We start from the raw sequence: 16,071 nt of genomic DNA, 5'->3' as shown, positions 1-16,071 counted from the left end.
CGACGCGTGATGACGGGCAACGATGATCGGACTGCTGGCCACGGCATCCGGCAGAGCATGTCCAGCTTGCATACATGGGCTGGCCTTTTGCTCGGGTGGATTCTCTATGCCATGTTTCTCACCGGCACGGTGTCCTATTTCAAGGACGAACTGTCGCAATGGATGCGGCCGGAGCTGCCGCGCCTGGCCCAGATACCCGATCAGGCCATGGTCGCGCAGCGCATTGCCAACGAGCTTGGCAAGATCGCGGTGGGAACATCGCAGTGGAGCATGCGGCTGCCCGACAGTCGCAACAACAGCGTCTATGCGTTCTGGCGAACGTCCACGTCCAGCCCGGGCCAGCGCGGCTTCGCTGAGGGGCATTTCGATCCCGCGACCGGCCAAAGGGTGACCTCGCGCGGGACGCTGGGCGGTGACTTCTTCTATCGCTTTCATTTTCAGTTTCACTACATGCCGGCGATTTGGGGCAGGTGGCTTGCGGGTGCGGCTGCGATGTTCATGCTGGTGGCCATTGTCAGCGGCGTCATCACCCACAAGAAGATCTTCGTCGACTTCTTCACGTTCCGGTGGCGCAAGGGACAGCGCTCGTGGCTGGACGCGCACAACGCCCTGTCGGTGTTCGGCCTGCCGTTTCATCTCATGATCACCTACACCGGGCTGGTGACGCTCATGGCGCTGTACATGCCGTGGAGCGAGCAGGTCGGGCTCAAGACCCCGGCGGAACGCCAGCAGCTCAACGCCGAACTCAGTGCCTTCATCCAGCCCGGCAAGCCCAGCGGTCAGAGGGTGCCATTGGCGTCGGTCGAGGAGATGGTGCGGCAGGCCCAAGAACGCTGGGGCCGGGATAATGTCGGGCGCGTCAATGCCGTTCATCCCGGAGATGCGGCGGCGCGTGTGGCCGTGACGCGGGGAGAAGCAGGCCGCGTTTCCATGAGCCCGCAGTACATGGAGTTCGACGGGACCACCGGCAGGCTGTTGGCGGTTCATGAGAATGTGGGAGCTGCGGCCGAGACCCGAGGCGTGCTTTATGCGCTCCATCTGGGGCGCTTCAGCGACACCGAAATGCGATGGCTGTACTTTCTAGTCAGTTTCATGGGGACAGCCATGGTGGGCACGGGCCTTGTCATGTGGACCGTCAAGCGGCGACAGAAGCTGCCTGACCCCGATCGCCCCGATTTTGGTTTCCGTCTCGTGGAACGATTGAACATTGCGAGCATCGCCGGCTTGTCGATCGCAATGACCGCGTTTCTGTGGGTCAACCGCCTGCTGCCATACCCGTTGGAGGGCCGCGCTGACTGGGAGATTCACGCGTTCTTCATCGTCTGGGGCTTGACGCTGCTGCATGCCCTGCTGCGTCCGGCAAAGTCGGCCTGGGTCGAGCAGTTATCGGCGGCGTCAGCGCTGCTGTTTCTGTTGCCGGTCCTCAACGCACTGACGACGCGGCGTCCGCTGTGGCACAGCCTCTCCGAAGGCGACTGGGTGTTCGTCGGCATGGATATCATGTGCTGGACGCTCGGTTTGCTCCATGCCGTTCTGGCGCTACGCACGGCCCGGCAGGGCGGCAGTCTTCAGTCCAGGCGTAACGCAAATCGGCGGGCCCCGATCGTCGCTCCGGGCGAGGCGTAAGATGAGTCACGTGCTCGCATCCGTGCTTTGCCTGGCGGGTTTTGCCGCGTTGGCGTTTGCCATGCGTCGCCCGCAGCGGGAAATCATCGGCAGGTCGTTGCGGTCGACCACGATACGCGCTCTTCGCGTTGCCGGCGGCTCCGCTCTGATGGCTGCGCTCGGTGTTCTCGTCTCTCGTCAGGGCTTAAGCGTTGGTTTGGTGAGCTTCAGCGGTCATACCAGCATAGCCGCTGGCGTCGTGTATTGCCTGCTCGTCGGATATGCCAGGAGCCATGACCGTGCACCCTAGCTTGCGGACGTGGCGCGAGCCGCTTCGGTGCTTACGGAACTTCGGAATATTAGAAATATACCCTTGAGTTGCCCGACCTGTCAAGCCGCCAGGTCGGACGCCGGCCGCCGCCAGCTGCTTTGCATGGGGTTGTTTTCGATATTTCGGCGCCAGCGAGCAGCCTACGCCAGATGGCACGCCACGAAGTGCCCGTTGCTGCCCTCCCGGAGCTCCGGCGCGGCCTGCCGGCAGCGCTCCTCTGCGATCGGGCATCTGGTGTGGAAGTGGCAGCCCGTGGGCGGGTTCATCGGGCTCGGCACGTCGCCCTTGAGGCGGATGCGGTCGCGCTTGGCCTTGGGGTCGGCGACCGGCACCGCCGACAGCAGCGCCTTGGTGTAGGGATGCTGCGGGTTGCGATAGAGGTCGCTCGCCTTGGCGAGCTCGACGATGCGGCCGAGATACATTACCGCGACGCGATCGGAGATGTGCTCCACGACGGAGAGATCGTGGGCGACGAACAGATAGGTCAGGTTCAACTCGGCCTGGAGGTCCTCGAGCAGGTTGATCACCTGGGCCTGGATCGAGACGTCGAGCGCCGAGACCGGCTCGTCGCACACGATCAGCTTCGGCTCCAGGGTGAGCGCGCGGGCGATCGCGATGCGTTGGCGCTGGCCGCCGGAGAATTCATGCGGATAGCGCCGCATATGCTCGGCCTTCAGCCCGACCTTCACGAGAAGATTGGCGACGCGGTCCTCGCGTTCGCTGGCCGAGCTCACGAGGTTATGGATGATGAAGGGCTCGCCGAGGATAGCGCCCACCGTCATGCGCGGATTGAGCGAGGCGAACGGGTCCTGGAACACGAGCTGCATGTTGCGCCGCATGGCGCGCAGGTCGCCGCCGCCGAGGCCCGTCACGCTCTGGCCGTCGAACACGACTTCGCCCGAGGTCGGCTCGATCAGCCGCAGCACGCAGCGGCCGGTGGTCGACTTGCCGCAGCCGGACTCGCCGACCAGCCCCAGCGTCTCGCCGCGATCGACCGCAAACGACACGCCGTCGACCGCATAGACCTGGCCGACCTCGCGCGACAGCAGGCCGCCCAGCACCGGAAAGTGCTTCTTCAGATTGGACACGCGCAGCAGCGGTTCGCTCATGACGCGTCTCCGAGGTGGCAGGCGATGCGATGGCCGGGCGCGATCTCGCGCAGCCGCGGCTCCTGTTCGGTGCAGATGCTCATGGCGTGCTTGCAGCGCGCGGCAAAGCGGCAGCCGGGCGGCGGATTGATCAGGATCGGCACCGAGCCGCCGATCGCCTCCAGCCGCGTCTTGTGCGCGGCGTCGAGATCGATGCGCGGGATCGAGCGGATCAGGCCCTGGGTGTAGGGATGGCGCGGGTTGCCGAACAATTCGTCGACCGGCGCCTCCTCGACCACCTTGCCGGCATACATCACCACGACGCGCTGCGCGGTCTCCGCGACCACGCCCATCGCGTGCGTGATCAGCATCACCGCCATGCCGAAGCGCTCCTTCATGTCCTGCAACAGGTCGAGGATCTGCGCCTGGATGGTGACGTCGAGCGCGGTGGTCGGCTCGTCCGCGATCACGAGCTTGGGCCGGCAGGCCAGCGCCATCGCGATCATCACGCGCTGCCGCATGCCGCCGGAGAACTGGTGCGGATAGTGGTGCACGCGGCCCTCGGCGTTGGGGATCTGCACCAGCTTCAGCATCTCGATGGTGCGCTCCAGCGCCTGCTTCCTGGTCACCGCCTCGTGGCGGCGCAGGCTCTCGGCGATCTGCTCGCCGATCGTCAGCACCGGGTTGAGCGAGGTCATCGGCTCCTGGAAGATGAAGCCGATCTCCTTGGCCCTGATGTCGTCGAGCTCGCGGCTCGACAGCGGCACCAGGTCGCGCCCCTCGAACATGATCTCGCCTTCGACGATCTTGCCCGGCGGCATCGCGATCAGCTTGAGGATCGACATCGCGGTGACGGTCTTGCCGCAACCGGATTCACCGACCACGCACAGCGTTTCACCGCGGTTGATCGAAATGTCGACGCCGTCGACCGCCTGCAACACGCCGGCGTCGGTCGTGAAATGGGTTTTCAGGCCCTTGATGTCGAGCAGCGCCATCAAATCACCTTGCGGGCATCGAGCGCGTCGCGCAGCCCGTCGCCAATGAAATTGATCGCGACGACGGCGATGAAGATCGCGCCGCCGGGAAACAGCGCCCAATGCGGGCCGATGTCGAGAAAGTCCTTGGCGTCATAGAGGATGCGGCCCCAGGTCGGGGTATCCGGCGGGAAGCCGAGGCCGAGGAACGACAGCGTCGATTCCGCGATGATCGCCGCGGCGACGTCGATCGTGCCGGCGATGATGACGGGGCCGAGCGCGTTGGGCAGGATATGCCGCACCACCTGCCGCACCGGGCTGGCGCCGAGCGCGCGCGCTGCCTCGACGAACTCTTTCTCGCGCAGCGACAGGAACTGGGCGCGCACCAGACGCGCGACCGGCATCCAGCGCAGGCCGCCGATCACCAGCACGATCAGGATGAAGATGCCGCCTTCCGGGCCGAACATCGCCTTGAGCCCGTCGCGGAACAGATAGATCAGCATCAACAGCAGCGGCAGTTGCGGCAGCGACAGGAACAGGTCGGTCAGCCACATCAGCGCGTAGCCGAGCGGACCCCGCGACATCCCGGCGAGCGCGCCGATCAGCGTGCCGACGAACACCGAGACCAGCATCGCGGCGAGGCCGACCGCGAGCGAGATGCGCCCGCCATAGATCATGCGCGCGAGCAGATCCTGGCCGAGATCGTCGGTGCCGAACGGATGCGCCAGCGAGGGACCCTGCAGTCCGGCCACCACGTCGATATCGCTGATCGAGACGCGCCAGACGAACGGACCGATCACGACAGCCGCGATCAGCAGCAGCAGCAGCACGGCGCTGACCACGGCCGGCCTGTGCCGGCGGTAGCGCCGCCAGGTTTCGCGCCAGGGCGAATAGCCGCGCCGTTCAGCGGAAGGAGATGCGAGGGTCAAGCCAGCCATAGAGGACATCTGCGATCAGGTTGAACAGCACCACGAGACACGCGAAGACGAAGGTCACGGCCATCACGACCGGCGTATCGTTGGCGAGGATGGATGAAATCAGCAGCGAGCCGATGCCCGGAATCCGGAAGATCTGCTCGGTGACGATGGCACCGCCGAACACGGCGGGCATTTGCAGCGCGATCAGAGTGACGACCGGGATCATCGCATTGCGCATCACATGCTTGACGATCACTTTGGTTTGCCCGAGACCCTTGGCGCGGGCGGTGGTGACATAGTCGAGCCGGATCACGTCGAGCATCGCCGAGCGCACGAAGCGGGTCATCGACGCCGCCTGGAACAGGCCGAGCACCATCACCGGCATGATGGCCTGCCGGATCATCTCCAGCGCCCATTTGATCCCGCTGCCCGGCACGCTGGTGTAGACGAAGGGCAGCCAGTCCAGCTTCACCGAGAACACCAGGATGAACAGGATCCCGGTGAAGAAGGTCGGCAGCGAGAAGCCGATGAAGGCGAAGGTGTTGGCGAGCTGGTCGAACAGCGAATAGGGCCGGGTCGCGGCATAGACGCCGACCGGAATCGCGATCAAGAGCGCCAGCAGCTGTGACGAGCCGACCACATAAAGCGTGGTCGGCAGCCGCTGCATGATCAGCGTGTCGACATTGATCCGGCTGACAAAGGAGAAGCCCCAGTCGCCCTGCACCATCGCCGCGAGCCAGTGCAGGTAGCGGAGATAGATCGGGTCGTCGAGGCCGAACTTGGCGCGCAGTGCGGCCTGCACCTCGGGTGGCACGTTCGGATTGGTCGCGAGCTCGCTGAACGGATCGCCCGGCGCGAGCGCCAGCACGACGAACAGCACGACCGAAATCCCGAGCAGGCTCGGGATCGCGATCATCAGGCGGCGCAGGATATATTGACTCATGAACGGATCATCTGACTAACGCTCGCAACTGGATCAGGAGATTTGTGTCGAACTGAAATGCGACCTCGGACTCGCCCCGCCCCGCGTGCGGGGAGAGGTCGGAACGCATCGCCAGATGCGCTCCGGGTGAGGGGACACTCCGCGAACTCACCTCTCGACGCACTCGCGGATAGAGCCCTCACCCCAACCCTCTCCCCGCAACAACGGGGAGAGGGAGGAGCACACATCGAGCCTTCACGGCTCAGCTTTCACGATACCAGTCTTGCAGATTGTCGGTTTGGTTGGCCCAGCCCGAGAGCGCTGGCCGCAGCGTGTTGGAGGAGGCCTCGACCGCCAGGCGGTGCATCACGGGGATCATCACATTGTCCTGCCACATCAGGTCATTACCCTTGATGTAGAGGTCGGCCCGCTTGATCGGATCGGTCTCGGTATCGGCCGCGTCGATCGCGGCATCGAATTCCTTGTTGGCCCAGCGCGGGAAGTTCGGCCCTTGCCACTTGTTCTCCTTGGTGGCGATATTGCGCGAGTGGTAGCGGCGCATGTGCAGGGCGGGATCGGGCTGGACCATCGGGATCTGGAACATCTCGATGTCGGCGTAGAAATGGGCGTAGGTGTCGGGGTTGGCGACGTCGGAGGAGAAGAACACCGAGGCCACCACCGATTTCAGCTCGACGTCGATGCCGGCCTTCTGGCAGGCCTGCTTGACGATGGCCTGGGTCTTCTGCCGCGGCCCGTTGATCGAAGTCTGGTAGAGCAGCTTGAACTTCTTGCCGTCCTTCTCGCGGATGCCGTCGGAACCCACCTTCCAGCCGGCCTCATCGAGCAACGCGGCTGCCTTCTCGATCGAGAACTCCCATTTGGTGTTCTTGGAGACGAACTCCTCGGGGCCGTTGAGATAGTTGGCGGTGGTGCGGCCGGCACGGCCATAGATCGCCTTCTTGACGGAGTCGCGGTCGACCAACAGCGCCAGCGCCTGACGTACCTTCGGATCCGACAGGATCGGATGCTTCGTCTTGATCGACGAGCGCTCGCCGTCGATTTCGGTGTTGGGGTCCGTGAAGTTGATCGCAATGAACTCGATGTCGCCGCCGACCGCGAACAGCGCCTTGCCCTTGCCGCCCTTTTCCAGGCGCTGAAGCACTTCGTCTTCGACCTGGATGTTCCAGGCGAAATCATACTCGCCGGTCTGGATCACCGCGCGCGCCGCCGAGACGGCATCGCCGCCGCCCTTCATCTCGATCGTGTCGAAGAACGGACGGTTGGCCATATGATAGTCGGGATTGAGTTCGCCGCGGATCAGATCGCCCGGCTTGAACTCGACGAATTTGTAGGGGCCGGTGCCAACGGGCTTCAGATTGTTGGGCGCCTCGCGGGACTTGCCGCCCTTGTAGTCCGCGAACAGATGCTTCGGAATGATGCTGCCATAGCCCCCGACAAAGGCGTTGGCCCAGAACGGTGTCGGCTTCTTGAAGTTGATGCGGATCGTGAGGTCGTCGATCTTCTCGACGGTCAGGCCGCTGTAGGTTTCGATCGATACGGCCGCGGTCGCGGGGTCGCTGGCATATTCCCAGGTGAAGACGACGTCGTCGGCGCTGAGCGGCTTGCCGTCATGCCATTTGACGCCGGGTTTGAGTTTCCAGGTCACCGATTTGGCGTCGGCGGACAGGCCGCCGTTCTGGATCGAGGGAATCTCGGCGGCGAGGATCGGATTGAGATGGCCGTCGACGTCCCAGCTTGCCAGCGGCTCGTAGAAGATGCGCGAGCCGTCCTGGTCCTTGGTGCCGGTGGCGAAGTGCGGGTTGAGCAGGGTCGGGCCCTGCCACCACAACAGCTTGAGCGGACCGCCGCCGCCGCGCTTGGTCGGCTTGTAGGGATTGGGACTTTGCGCCATCGCGACGCCGCCGAGGCTGAGGATCTGGTTCGCCATCGGCGCGGTGAGGCCGACCGCAATCATTCGCTTGACGAAGGCGCGGCGATCCAGCCGCCCGTCCTTCACGTCGTCGATCATGCCTCGCAGATTATTGTCGAACATTGTCCCCTCGGTCCGGCTCAAATGGTAGCGCGGCGGGCCGTGGAAGGCGGCCGCCGCGTTGGCGGCAGATGGCACACCGAATGAACGCCGAGGTCAACGGCCGCCGCGCCGCAGGGCATAGGTCTTTTGGCTATCGCTTGTGCAAAATCGTTCGCGACCGCACATCGGTTCGGCATTTCGCTGCAAAACTACGCTTCTGCGTACCTCAAAACTGCGAAATATTTGTTCGTTATCCTTTGTTCCGAGATGGATTTTCCCGCGTGCCGGACTTTGCCCATCGGGAGCAGGTCCGGCACGCAATTTCGATCCTCAGGCAATCGACATATCCAACGGCGGTGCAACATTCGCTGGCAGCGGACTGACATAGGGCGTTCTTGTGGTCCGCTTCTTGAGGTCGGCCTTGGCGGCGGCGATCAGCTCCGGCTCCAGCAGCGCCTTGACACCGAGGCCTGCCATCGCCTTGGCGGCCTGCACCATCGCCTTGTGCGCGGCCGGCGTCTTGCCCTGCGCCACAACCTGCCAGGTGTGGAACGGGGTGCCGATTGCAACCGTCGGTGCATGGACCTGCACGGTCGGCACCACCCAGCTGACGTCGCCGACATCGGTCGAGCCGACCAGCGGATTGCGCTTGGCGTCGATCGGCACCAGGAAATCCGCCAGCGGCCGGTCGGTCGGCTCCATGCCGATCGCGTAATACACCGAGGCGATGTCCTTGTCGGTCAGGGTGGCGCGGATCCTGCCGGCGAAATCCTTGTCGGCATCGTCGAAGTGCGGCGGGCCGAGATCCTCCATGATTCGGTGCAGCGTCTGTTCCAGCGGCGTGTTGGGCAGGATGTTGGAGACCGCGGAGATGATCTTCATCTCGACCTTGGTCTCGGTCATCAGCGCCGCGCCCTGTGCGATCTTGTGCACGCGCTCGACCAGCTCGTTCATCCCGGGCAGGTCGCGGGCGCGGATCGAATAGCGCACCCGGGCGTGGGCCTGCACCACGTTGGGCGCGATGCCGCCGGTGTCGAGCAGGGCGTAATGCACCCGGGCATCGCTCGGCATGTGCTCGCGCATGTAGTTGACGCCGACATTCATCAATTCCACCGCATCGAGCGCGCTGCGGCCGAGATGCGGCGAGGCCGCCGCGTGCGAGGTTCGCCCGGTGAAGATGAAATCGGCGCGGGTGTTGGCGAGCGACGGCGTCACAGCGACTTCCCAGAAGCTGTGCGGATGCCAGGTGATGGCGATGTCGGCGTCCTCGAAGGCGCCACAGCGCACCATGAAGGCTTTGGCCGCGCCGCCTTCCTCGGCGGGGCAGCCGTAATAGCGCACCCGGCCCGGCACCTTGTTGGCGGCCAGCCAGTCCTTCACGGCGGTCGCGGCAAGCAGCGCCGAGGAGCCGAGCAGATTGTGGCCGCAGCCATGGCCATGGCCGCCGGTTTCGACCGGGCGATGCTCGGCAATGCCGGCTTCCTGGCTGAGGCCGGGCAGGGCGTCATACTCGCCGAGGAAGGCGATCACGGGGCCGCCTTCGCCCCATTCGCCCATCACCGCGGTCGGAATGTCGGCGATGTTCTCGGTGATGCGGAACCCCTGATGGCGCAGCTCGGCCAGATGTTCGGCGGAGGAGCGCGCCTCGGTGTAGCAGACCTCGGGCATCGCCCAGACCCGGTCGCTCAATTCGATGAAGCGCGGCTTGATGGTGTCGACGCCACGCCAGACATCACTACGGTTGTCCATTTGCTCCGGTCCCTCAACTAAGGCAATCTGAAGCGCGAAAGGCTAGCAGCTTGGCATGATGTCGCCTAGCGCAGGCCGGCAGATCAGCTGTTCCGCAACGTCACGTCTCGGTGTGGTCTTCTCCCGATCATGGCATGGTCATCGCATGACGCGCCGCCTCGCGATACAATCAACCGATGAGTGATCCAATTCGATCTCTGCTGCCGAGAAGCTCGGGCCATCAGTTCGTGATCTATGCCGATGCCTGCTCGGGCGTTCCCGGTGCGCTGCATGAACGCACCTTCGCTTCGGTGAACGACGTGGTCCGCAGGCTGCATCCTGCGCCCGAATTCATTCTCTTCCCCGGCGACGAGATCATCGGCCTCACGGCGGATGCCGATGCGTTGCGCGCGCAATGGCGGCATTGGTTCGGGGTCGAAATGGCCTGGCTCGACCGGCGCGCGGTGCCGCTGTGGCACACGACCGGCAACCACACCACCTATGACGCGATGAGCGAGGCGGTGTTTCGCGAGGTGCTGAAGCTGCCGCGCAACGGGCCACCTGGTCAGGAGGGGCTGTCCTACTGGGTCCGCCGCGACGATCTCGTGCTGGTGTTCGTGCACACGCTGTGGAGCGGGCTGGGCGGCGAGGGGCACGTCGAGACCGACTGGCTGGCAGCGGTCCTCGAACAGCACGCGGATGCCAGGTACAAGCTCGTGCTGGGGCATCATCCGGTCTACCCGATCAACGGCTACAGCGGCGCCTATCAGCGCGAGATCGGTCACGAATATAGCGAACGCTTCTGGGACATCCTGGTGCGCCATGACGTGACCGCCTATCTGTGCAGTCACATCCTCGCCTTCGACGTTCAGGTCCATCGCGGCGTCTTGCAGATCTGCACGGCGGGCGCGGGCACCGCGCACCGGATGCCCGAAGGCGTCGAGTATCTGCATTGCGTGCAGGCGGCGCTCGATCAGCACGGCTTGCGCTATCAGGTGCTCGATACCGAAGGCGTCGTGCGCGAGCAGCTCGCATGGCCGCTGCCGTCTCTCGACCAGGCTGCGTGGTCGCCGCTGCCGCGAGGACCCAGTCCCGCCCTTCTGTCGGGCACGCCGGCGCCCGCGACGGTCATCGCCCTGAAACTGTCGGGACGCACGGCCGCTGACACCGCCGCGCCGCAAACGCTGCTGTGCACACCCGCGCCGGGGATGATCGCGCCGCTCTGGCTCGGATTGCGCGGACCGAACCAGACGCTCACGCTGATCCTCGGGCGTGAGCATGGGCGCAGCCCGCATTACTGGATCGGTCCGGATCTCGGCGCCGACAGCGACTTCGCGCTCGACATCGCCTTCTACCCGGACATGGGACCGGGCGGCGTGCTGTGGCGACGCAGCGGTGACACGCGGTGGACGTCCTGCACCGCCATTTCGGCGACCGGGCTCGAGCGCCTGTCGTGGCCCGCGGTCTGGAGTGTCGGGTGCGGAGAGAATGGACAGGACGACAGGCGATATGCCGGCGCCCGGCTCGACGTCGCCGCTGCGGTCGTCGCGCTGTCCTGAGGCATCCCCGCAACAAACGTGGAGCGCGCTTGCTGAGCGTTCAAGCGCCAATGGCGAGCTTAATCGGGATGATGTTTCAATCCAGTCGGATCGGGCGTCAGTCGGGTTCTTCCGGCCTGTCCCGCCCGGCGCCCTTCAGTTCCCGGTCGATGAGCATGCACACCCGGCGCTGCGCCAGCAGATCGAGCCGCGCGCGCGTGGTGCCTCGCTTGGTCTTGCCGTTGATGTCGAACGACCAACTCCAGAGGTCGGGTTCGATGTTGGTGAGCGTGTATTCGATGTCTCGATGACGAAAGATCAGCTGCTTCATGCCGTTTCTTTTTGTGAGCTGATGACTGCATAGCCAGATGGCGGAGCCATCTGTATCCGGTCGACTACTTACGCATTTGGTCTAAGCCGTCCGTCCGCGAAACGGAATTTTCGCAATCACTGATTTGGATTCGGACGATTCATGTCGCGAGAATGCGAAGCCGGTCAGGCCGGGCGATGACACCGCGTGCCTGGTGTCTTGAATACCGATGTTCGACATCTTGAATCGAGAACCATCCTCATCGTCGTCCTGGCTAAAGCCGGGATCCCATTGCCCGACTGCGCATGGTGGCGCGATGTTGGGGCCGCGATCGCTTTGACAATGCAATGCGGTGGTTATGGTTCCTGGCTTTCGCCAGGACGACGAGTGGTGGGCCCCGCCTGCAACCCGCCAAGATCTCTGCATTCGCGGAGATGATATCGCGAGGGACCTTCAATCTTCCTACCTGTGGAGAGACCTTCACCCACCTTCACAAATTGATCACCCCACGCCGCGCCGCATGGGCGACGGCGTCGGTGCGGCCGGTGGCGTCGAGCTTGTCGAGCAGCGAGCCGACATGAAATTTGGCGGTGTGGACCGAGATCCCGAGCCGCTGCGCGATCATCTTGTTGGAAGCGCCTTCGGCGAGCAGCGCCAGCACGTCGAGCTCGCGCGGCGTCAGCTCGAAATCGCCGCCGCCTGCGACCTCACGGTTGCGGACGACGATCGCAGCCGCGGGCTGCTCGCCCGGCGCGGCAAGTCGTAAGCCGGCGACGCTGCCGAGCAGGGTTGCCAGCCGGTCGGCCAGCACGGGATCGTCGATCTCGAGCGCGATCACGATATCGGAGGCAGGCTCATCACTCACGTCTCGGGCCTTTCACCGACCGTCACCTTGAAGGTCATCGGCTCGCCGCCGCGATGCACGGTGAGCTCGACGATGCTGCCGACGCTCTGTGGCCCGAGGCCGCGCGACAGCGCCCGCACCCCCGACAGTTTCTCGCCGTTGACGGCGATGATGACATCGCCCTGGCGGATGCCGGCGGCGGCCGAAGGGCCGGCCTTGTCGACATTCATCACCATCGCGCCGAGGCCATCATCGAGCCGGACCGGCTGCAACCCGACGCCGAGATATCCGCGCGCGATGCGGCCGCTCGTCTCGAGTTGGGCCGCGACCCGCTCGATGGTCGCAGCCGGGATCGTCAGCACGCGGCGCGGCCCGAGCACGGCCATGCCGAACGCCTCGCCGGCGGCATTCAGCGCCAGTCCACCCTGCTGGCTGTGCCGCAGCCGGATGTCGAGCTCGATCCGTGCGTCGATCTCGCCGCCGCGCAGGCTGCGCCAGGCCGGGCCCGACCGCGAGACCATGCCAAGCCGCGCGGTCGGCGCGCCACGGTCGGCGGCGACGATCACTGCGAGCGATCCCAACGCCGGGACGCCGGTCGACAGCTTGATCGGAGTGGCGTTGCCGTCGACGCGCAATAGCGCGATGTCGGTGGTGTGGTCGCGTCCGGCGACGGTCGCTGCCTTGCGATTGCCGTCGGCGAACTGGATCTCAACCTCGCCCTCGTCGGCCAGCGCCTCGTCGGCAGTGACGATCAGGCCCGCCTTCCAGACAAAGCCGGAGGCGCGCGCGCGATGCGAATGCACCGAGACGACCGCGGGCGCGGCCCGCGCAATGGTCTCGGAAAGGGCTGTTGACAGCGAGGCGAAGCTGGTCGGTTCGGTCATGGGAAACTCCGTTGGCTTCCCTCAATCTGGGATGTCGCGGCTGGTGGCGAAACTGGCCGGATGGGCAGGGCCGGGACCGGGAAAGGTCGCGAAGGCCGAACCGCTCAACCCCGACCACCGGTCTTCCAGCCAACCAAAGCAAAGGCTGCCACGAGCGCGACCACGATCAGCATCCAGTACTGACCTTCGAGCCCGAGAATGTGAAACGGTTGAATCAGGAACTGCACTGCCTGCCCCTTTCGCGGGCAAGCTAAGGCGTTCCGCGCCGGAAATATATTATTATTCTATATATTCCGAGCGGTGCGCGTCAGAACGCTCAACCGGCGACGCTGGTCTCCAGCCGGTTCTCCAGCCGATAGCCAACCCCGGATTCGGTCACAAGCAGACGCGGTTGATTGGGGTCGGCCTCGATCTTCTGGCGGAGCTTGCGCACCAGGATGCGCAGATACTGGATGTTGTCGCGCTGGTTGCCGGTCCAGATCTCCTTCAGCAGCTGATCGTGGGTCACCACCAGGCCGACATGGATCGCCAGCACATGCAGCAGGCGATACTCCTTGCGCGTCAGCTTGATCCTGGCCTGGTTGAGCGAGACGGCCCGGCTGACCAGATCGACGGACAGTGGACCAACCACGACGACGGGATTCTCGGTGGCGCTCTTGAAGTAGCGGCGCAAGGCGGCATCGCTGCGCGCCAGCAGCTCGGCCATCCCGAACGGCTTGACGACATAGTCGTCCGCGCCCGCCTGCAATAGGCGAACCTTCTCGTCCTCGTTGCTCTCGACCGAGAGCACGATCACCGGAACATTGGACCAGGAGCGCAGCCGTTCCAGCGTTTCGCTGCCGTGCAAATCGGGCAGGCCGAGATCGAGGATGACGAGGTCGGGGGCGTTGAAGGTCGCGATCTTCAAGCCGTCGGCGGCGTTCTCGGCCTCGACGACCGAAAAGCCGTGCAGCTCGAAGCCGGCGCGCAGGAAGCGCCGGATCTTCGGCTCGTCATCGATCAGCAGGACAAGATTGCGCGGCTTACTCATCGTCTGACGTCACCAGTTCCGGATCCATGGCTCGCGGTGCCGGTAGCAAGATCGATGCCGTCGTCCCGAGGCCCTGGCCGCGGCTTGCAATTTCCACGGTGCCATCATGTGCCTTGATGAAGGTCGATGCGATCCAGAAGCCCAGCCCCGAGCCGGGAACGCTGGTCCGGTGGCGTGGGCTGCGGAACGACTTGCGGCCGAGCTGGCGCTGTTCATCAGGAGTGACGCCGACGCCCTGGTCGATGATCGATATCACGACGCGTCCGGGCTCATGCCTGGTCTGCACAGAGATCGTCGAGCCGGATGGCGAGTATTTGGCGGCATTCTCCAGCAACTGGCCGCAGGCTTCCTCGATCAGACCGGAATCGACATCGAGCAACGGGAGATCGTCGTCGAATCCGACCTCGATGCGGTGTGCCAAAAGCCGGCGTGCCCGGGTCTTGAGTGCGGCGTCGACGATGTCGCGCGGATCGGACCATTGGAGGCGCGGTGTCAGTCCGCCGGCCGTCACGCGCGTGGCGTTCAGGAGATTGCGGATGTGGCCGTCGAGCCGGACCACCTCATCCGAAACGGCCTCGATCAGCGAGCGCAGCCTGGCGTCGGCCGCGGTCGCCGGCATATCCCTGATGACGCTCACCGATCCCTGGATGGCGGCGAGCGGCGAGCATAGCTCGTGCGAGAGCGTGCCGTGGAAGGCGTCGCGCAGCAGTTCGGCCTGTAGATGCAGCCTGGCGTCGTCCATCGCCTTGCCGATATCGAGCCGTTGCAGCGTCCACGAGACCTCCTCGAGCACCGCCTCGATCCGACGTGCGCGCAGGTTGATCGCATCGCGCGTGCCGCGCCCCGCATTGATCGCGATGACGCCATGCACCGCGGTCTTCGATCCGATGGCGCGGAGCAGCCACACGTCCTGGGTCGCCTCATCGACGATGCTGCGATCCATCGCACCGAGCTTCGTCGTCATCGCCGCCACGCACTGCTGGATGGATGGCGGTGCCGCTGCCGATCCCGGCGAGGACTCGAAATGGCCGTCGGCGGATGCCACGTACAGCGCGGCGCGATGGCCAAGCGTGCGCGCCAGATAGTGCCTGACGGCGTCGATCAGATCGGAGATGGTGAAGCAGGCGGCGAGGCGCTTGGAGAACTCATAGAGATGCTGCATCTCCCGCTCACGCCGCCGCAACCGTTCGGTTTCCTGCCGCAGGCGCGACGCCAGGTTGCTGCTCGCCAGCGCGACGACCAGGAATACCAGCAGGTCGATCGCCTCCTGCGGATTGTCGACCCGAAGGCTGTAAAGCGGCGTGAAAAAGAAGAAGTCGGCAGCGGCGATCGCCGTCAGCGATGCCAGCGTGCCTGACCAGATGCCCCATTTTGTGGCCGCATAGATCACCGGGATCAGATAGGCGATCGGCACCAGGTTTGCGGCGATCGGCTCGTCGAGCACGAACAGGATCGCGGTGATGATGGCGATCGATCCGACCGACCACAGCAGGGGCAGGACGTCGGTCCACGCGACTGATCGCGGCTCCCGGTCGAAGCCGGGCGTGAACATCTGCTCCGCTTCGGTGCGGCGCACGCGGATGTCGGCGAGCCGTTGAAACAGGGGCAGCGAATAGATCAAGGATTTTGCCTTCGTAGAGAACGACACCGGAAGATCCCCGTCGCAGCCCTTCCGGCCCGCACGAAATCCGCCCCGGCAACATCCGAAGGGAGCGCTGAAAACGCGGGCCCAGGGCCGTCAGAACGGCGCATGTCCGCGCGAGATCCTCAACGATCGACCGTCGGTTGCTGCTCCGATGTCACCAACTACCCAGCGATCCGAGCATCCCCCAGGAACGGATAGAAAATCCATGTTGTTGCAGGGAGCG

The 16,071-nt window shown here is 64.8% G+C and carries 15 protein-coding genes; 3 read left to right on the top strand and 12 right to left on the bottom strand.

The window, feature by feature from the left end; all coding sequences use genetic code 11:
• Positions 1 to 9 precede the first annotated feature (9 nt).
• Both CWS35_RS35700 and CWS35_RS40750 read left to right on the top strand, forming a co-directional pair.
• Positions 10 to 1,626: a PepSY domain-containing protein gene (locus tag CWS35_RS35700; protein WP_100956948.1), complete on the top strand. Its 1,617-nt coding sequence runs from the start codon at positions 10 to 12 to the stop codon at positions 1,624 to 1,626.
• The gene (locus CWS35_RS40750) at positions 1,526 to 1,915 is read left to right on the top strand and encodes a DUF3325 family protein (RefSeq protein WP_371682819.1); all 390 of its coding nucleotides are present in this window, start codon (positions 1,526 to 1,528) and stop codon (positions 1,913 to 1,915) included. Before CWS35_RS35700 ends, CWS35_RS40750 begins: the two co-directional genes overlap by 101 nt.
• Positions 1,916 to 2,076: 161 nt before the next feature.
• Here the strand turns inward: CWS35_RS40750 and CWS35_RS35690 are convergent, their stop codons facing one another.
• The 6 genes from CWS35_RS35690 to CWS35_RS35665 form a co-directional block, all read right to left on the bottom strand.
• The gene (locus tag CWS35_RS35690) at positions 2,077 to 3,045 is read right to left on the bottom strand and encodes an ABC transporter ATP-binding protein (protein ID WP_100955735.1); all 969 of its coding nucleotides are present in this window, start codon (positions 3,043 to 3,045) and stop codon (positions 2,077 to 2,079) included.
• The gene (locus CWS35_RS35685; RefSeq protein WP_100555018.1) at positions 3,042 to 4,022 is read right to left on the bottom strand and encodes an ABC transporter ATP-binding protein; all 981 of its coding nucleotides are present in this window, start codon (positions 4,020 to 4,022) and stop codon (positions 3,042 to 3,044) included. Before CWS35_RS35685 ends, CWS35_RS35690 begins: the two co-directional genes overlap by 4 nt.
• On the bottom strand, positions 4,019 to 4,936 hold the full coding sequence (locus tag CWS35_RS35680; RefSeq protein WP_024583910.1) for an ABC transporter permease: 918 nt from the start codon (positions 4,934 to 4,936) through the stop codon (positions 4,019 to 4,021). Before CWS35_RS35680 ends, CWS35_RS35685 begins: the two co-directional genes overlap by 4 nt.
• Positions 4,902 to 5,858 (bottom strand): ABC transporter permease, encoded by a 957-nt coding sequence (locus tag CWS35_RS35675; RefSeq protein ID WP_024583837.1) that lies wholly within the window; start codon positions 5,856 to 5,858, stop codon positions 4,902 to 4,904. The genes CWS35_RS35680 and CWS35_RS35675 overlap by 35 nt, the downstream gene beginning before the upstream one ends.
• Positions 5,859 to 6,099: 241 nt before the next feature.
• Positions 6,100 to 7,890 (bottom strand): peptide ABC transporter substrate-binding protein, encoded by a 1,791-nt coding sequence (locus CWS35_RS35670; protein WP_100955734.1) that lies wholly within the window; start codon positions 7,888 to 7,890, stop codon positions 6,100 to 6,102.
• Positions 7,891 to 8,199: 309 nt separating this feature from the next.
• Entirely contained in the window at positions 8,200 to 9,618 is a 1,419-nt protein-coding gene (locus tag CWS35_RS35665) for a M20 family metallopeptidase (protein WP_024583835.1), read from the bottom strand.
• Between the two features lie 290 nt (positions 9,619 to 9,908).
• Here CWS35_RS35665 and CWS35_RS35660 point away from each other — a divergent pair, with 290 nt between their 5' ends.
• Entirely contained in the window at positions 9,909 to 11,156 is a 1,248-nt protein-coding gene (locus CWS35_RS35660) for a metallophosphoesterase (protein WP_371682818.1), read from the top strand.
• Positions 11,157 to 11,253: 97 nt separating this feature from the next.
• Here the strand turns inward: CWS35_RS35660 and CWS35_RS35655 are convergent, their stop codons facing one another.
• From CWS35_RS35655 to CWS35_RS35635, 6 genes are all read right to left on the bottom strand, one after another.
• Entirely contained in the window at positions 11,254 to 11,466 is a 213-nt protein-coding gene (locus CWS35_RS35655) for a hypothetical protein (RefSeq protein WP_024583833.1), read from the bottom strand.
• A gap of 469 nt (positions 11,467 to 11,935) precedes the next feature.
• Positions 11,936 to 12,310, bottom strand: coding sequence for a response regulator transcription factor (locus tag CWS35_RS35650; protein ID WP_100955732.1), 375 nt, complete (start codon positions 12,308 to 12,310; stop codon positions 11,936 to 11,938).
• Positions 12,307 to 13,173, bottom strand: a complete 867-nt coding sequence (locus CWS35_RS35645; protein ID WP_100955731.1) for a S1C family serine protease — start codon at positions 13,171 to 13,173, stop codon at positions 12,307 to 12,309. The genes CWS35_RS35650 and CWS35_RS35645 overlap by 4 nt, the downstream gene beginning before the upstream one ends.
• Before the next feature lie 104 nt (positions 13,174 to 13,277).
• Positions 13,278 to 13,400, bottom strand: a complete 123-nt coding sequence (locus tag CWS35_RS40460) for a hypothetical protein (protein ID WP_256387929.1) — start codon at positions 13,398 to 13,400, stop codon at positions 13,278 to 13,280.
• Between the two features lie 89 nt (positions 13,401 to 13,489).
• Positions 13,490 to 14,203: a response regulator gene (locus CWS35_RS35640; RefSeq protein ID WP_024583830.1), complete on the bottom strand. Its 714-nt coding sequence runs from the start codon at positions 14,201 to 14,203 to the stop codon at positions 13,490 to 13,492.
• A complete protein-coding gene (locus tag CWS35_RS35635) occupies positions 14,196 to 15,851 on the bottom strand; it encodes a DUF4118 domain-containing protein (RefSeq protein ID WP_157817324.1) in 1,656 nt (551 codons plus the stop codon). Before CWS35_RS35635 ends, CWS35_RS35640 begins: the two co-directional genes overlap by 8 nt.
• Positions 15,852 to 16,071: the final 220 nt, after the last annotated feature.

The sequence above is a fragment of the Bradyrhizobium sp. SK17 genome, assembly GCF_002831585.1.
Classification (GTDB): Bacteria; Pseudomonadota; Alphaproteobacteria; order Rhizobiales; family Xanthobacteraceae; genus Bradyrhizobium.
This window is presented reverse-complemented; position numbering and strand designations above follow the sequence as displayed.

What these genes read in the sequence shown, in the direction of transcription:
- CWS35_RS35655 (WP_024583833.1), bottom strand. Translation starts at nt 11,466, where the DNA reads ATGAAGCAGCTGATCTTTCGTCATCGAGACATCGAATACACGCTCACC.
- CWS35_RS35700 (WP_100956948.1), top strand. Translation starts at nt 10, where the DNA reads ATGACGGGCAACGATGATCGGACTGCTGGCCACGGCATCCGGCAGAGC.
- CWS35_RS35665 (WP_024583835.1), bottom strand. Translation starts at nt 9,618, where the DNA reads ATGGACAACCGTAGTGATGTCTGGCGTGGCGTCGACACCATCAAGCCG.
- CWS35_RS35675 (WP_024583837.1), bottom strand. Translation starts at nt 5,858, where the DNA reads ATGAGTCAATATATCCTGCGCCGCCTGATGATCGCGATCCCGAGCCTG.
- CWS35_RS35680 (WP_024583910.1), bottom strand. Translation starts at nt 4,936, where the DNA reads ATGGCTGGCTTGACCCTCGCATCTCCTTCCGCTGAACGGCGCGGCTAT.
- CWS35_RS40750 (WP_371682819.1), top strand. Translation starts at nt 1,526, where the DNA reads ATGCCGTTCTGGCGCTACGCACGGCCCGGCAGGGCGGCAGTCTTCAGT.
- CWS35_RS35670 (WP_100955734.1), bottom strand. Translation starts at nt 7,890, where the DNA reads ATGTTCGACAATAATCTGCGAGGCATGATCGACGACGTGAAGGACGGG.
- CWS35_RS35690 (WP_100955735.1), bottom strand. Translation starts at nt 3,045, where the DNA reads ATGAGCGAACCGCTGCTGCGCGTGTCCAATCTGAAGAAGCACTTTCCG.
- CWS35_RS35640 (WP_024583830.1), bottom strand. Translation starts at nt 14,203, where the DNA reads ATGAGTAAGCCGCGCAATCTTGTCCTGCTGATCGATGACGAGCCGAAG.
- CWS35_RS35645 (WP_100955731.1), bottom strand. Translation starts at nt 13,173, where the DNA reads ATGACCGAACCGACCAGCTTCGCCTCGCTGTCAACAGCCCTTTCCGAG.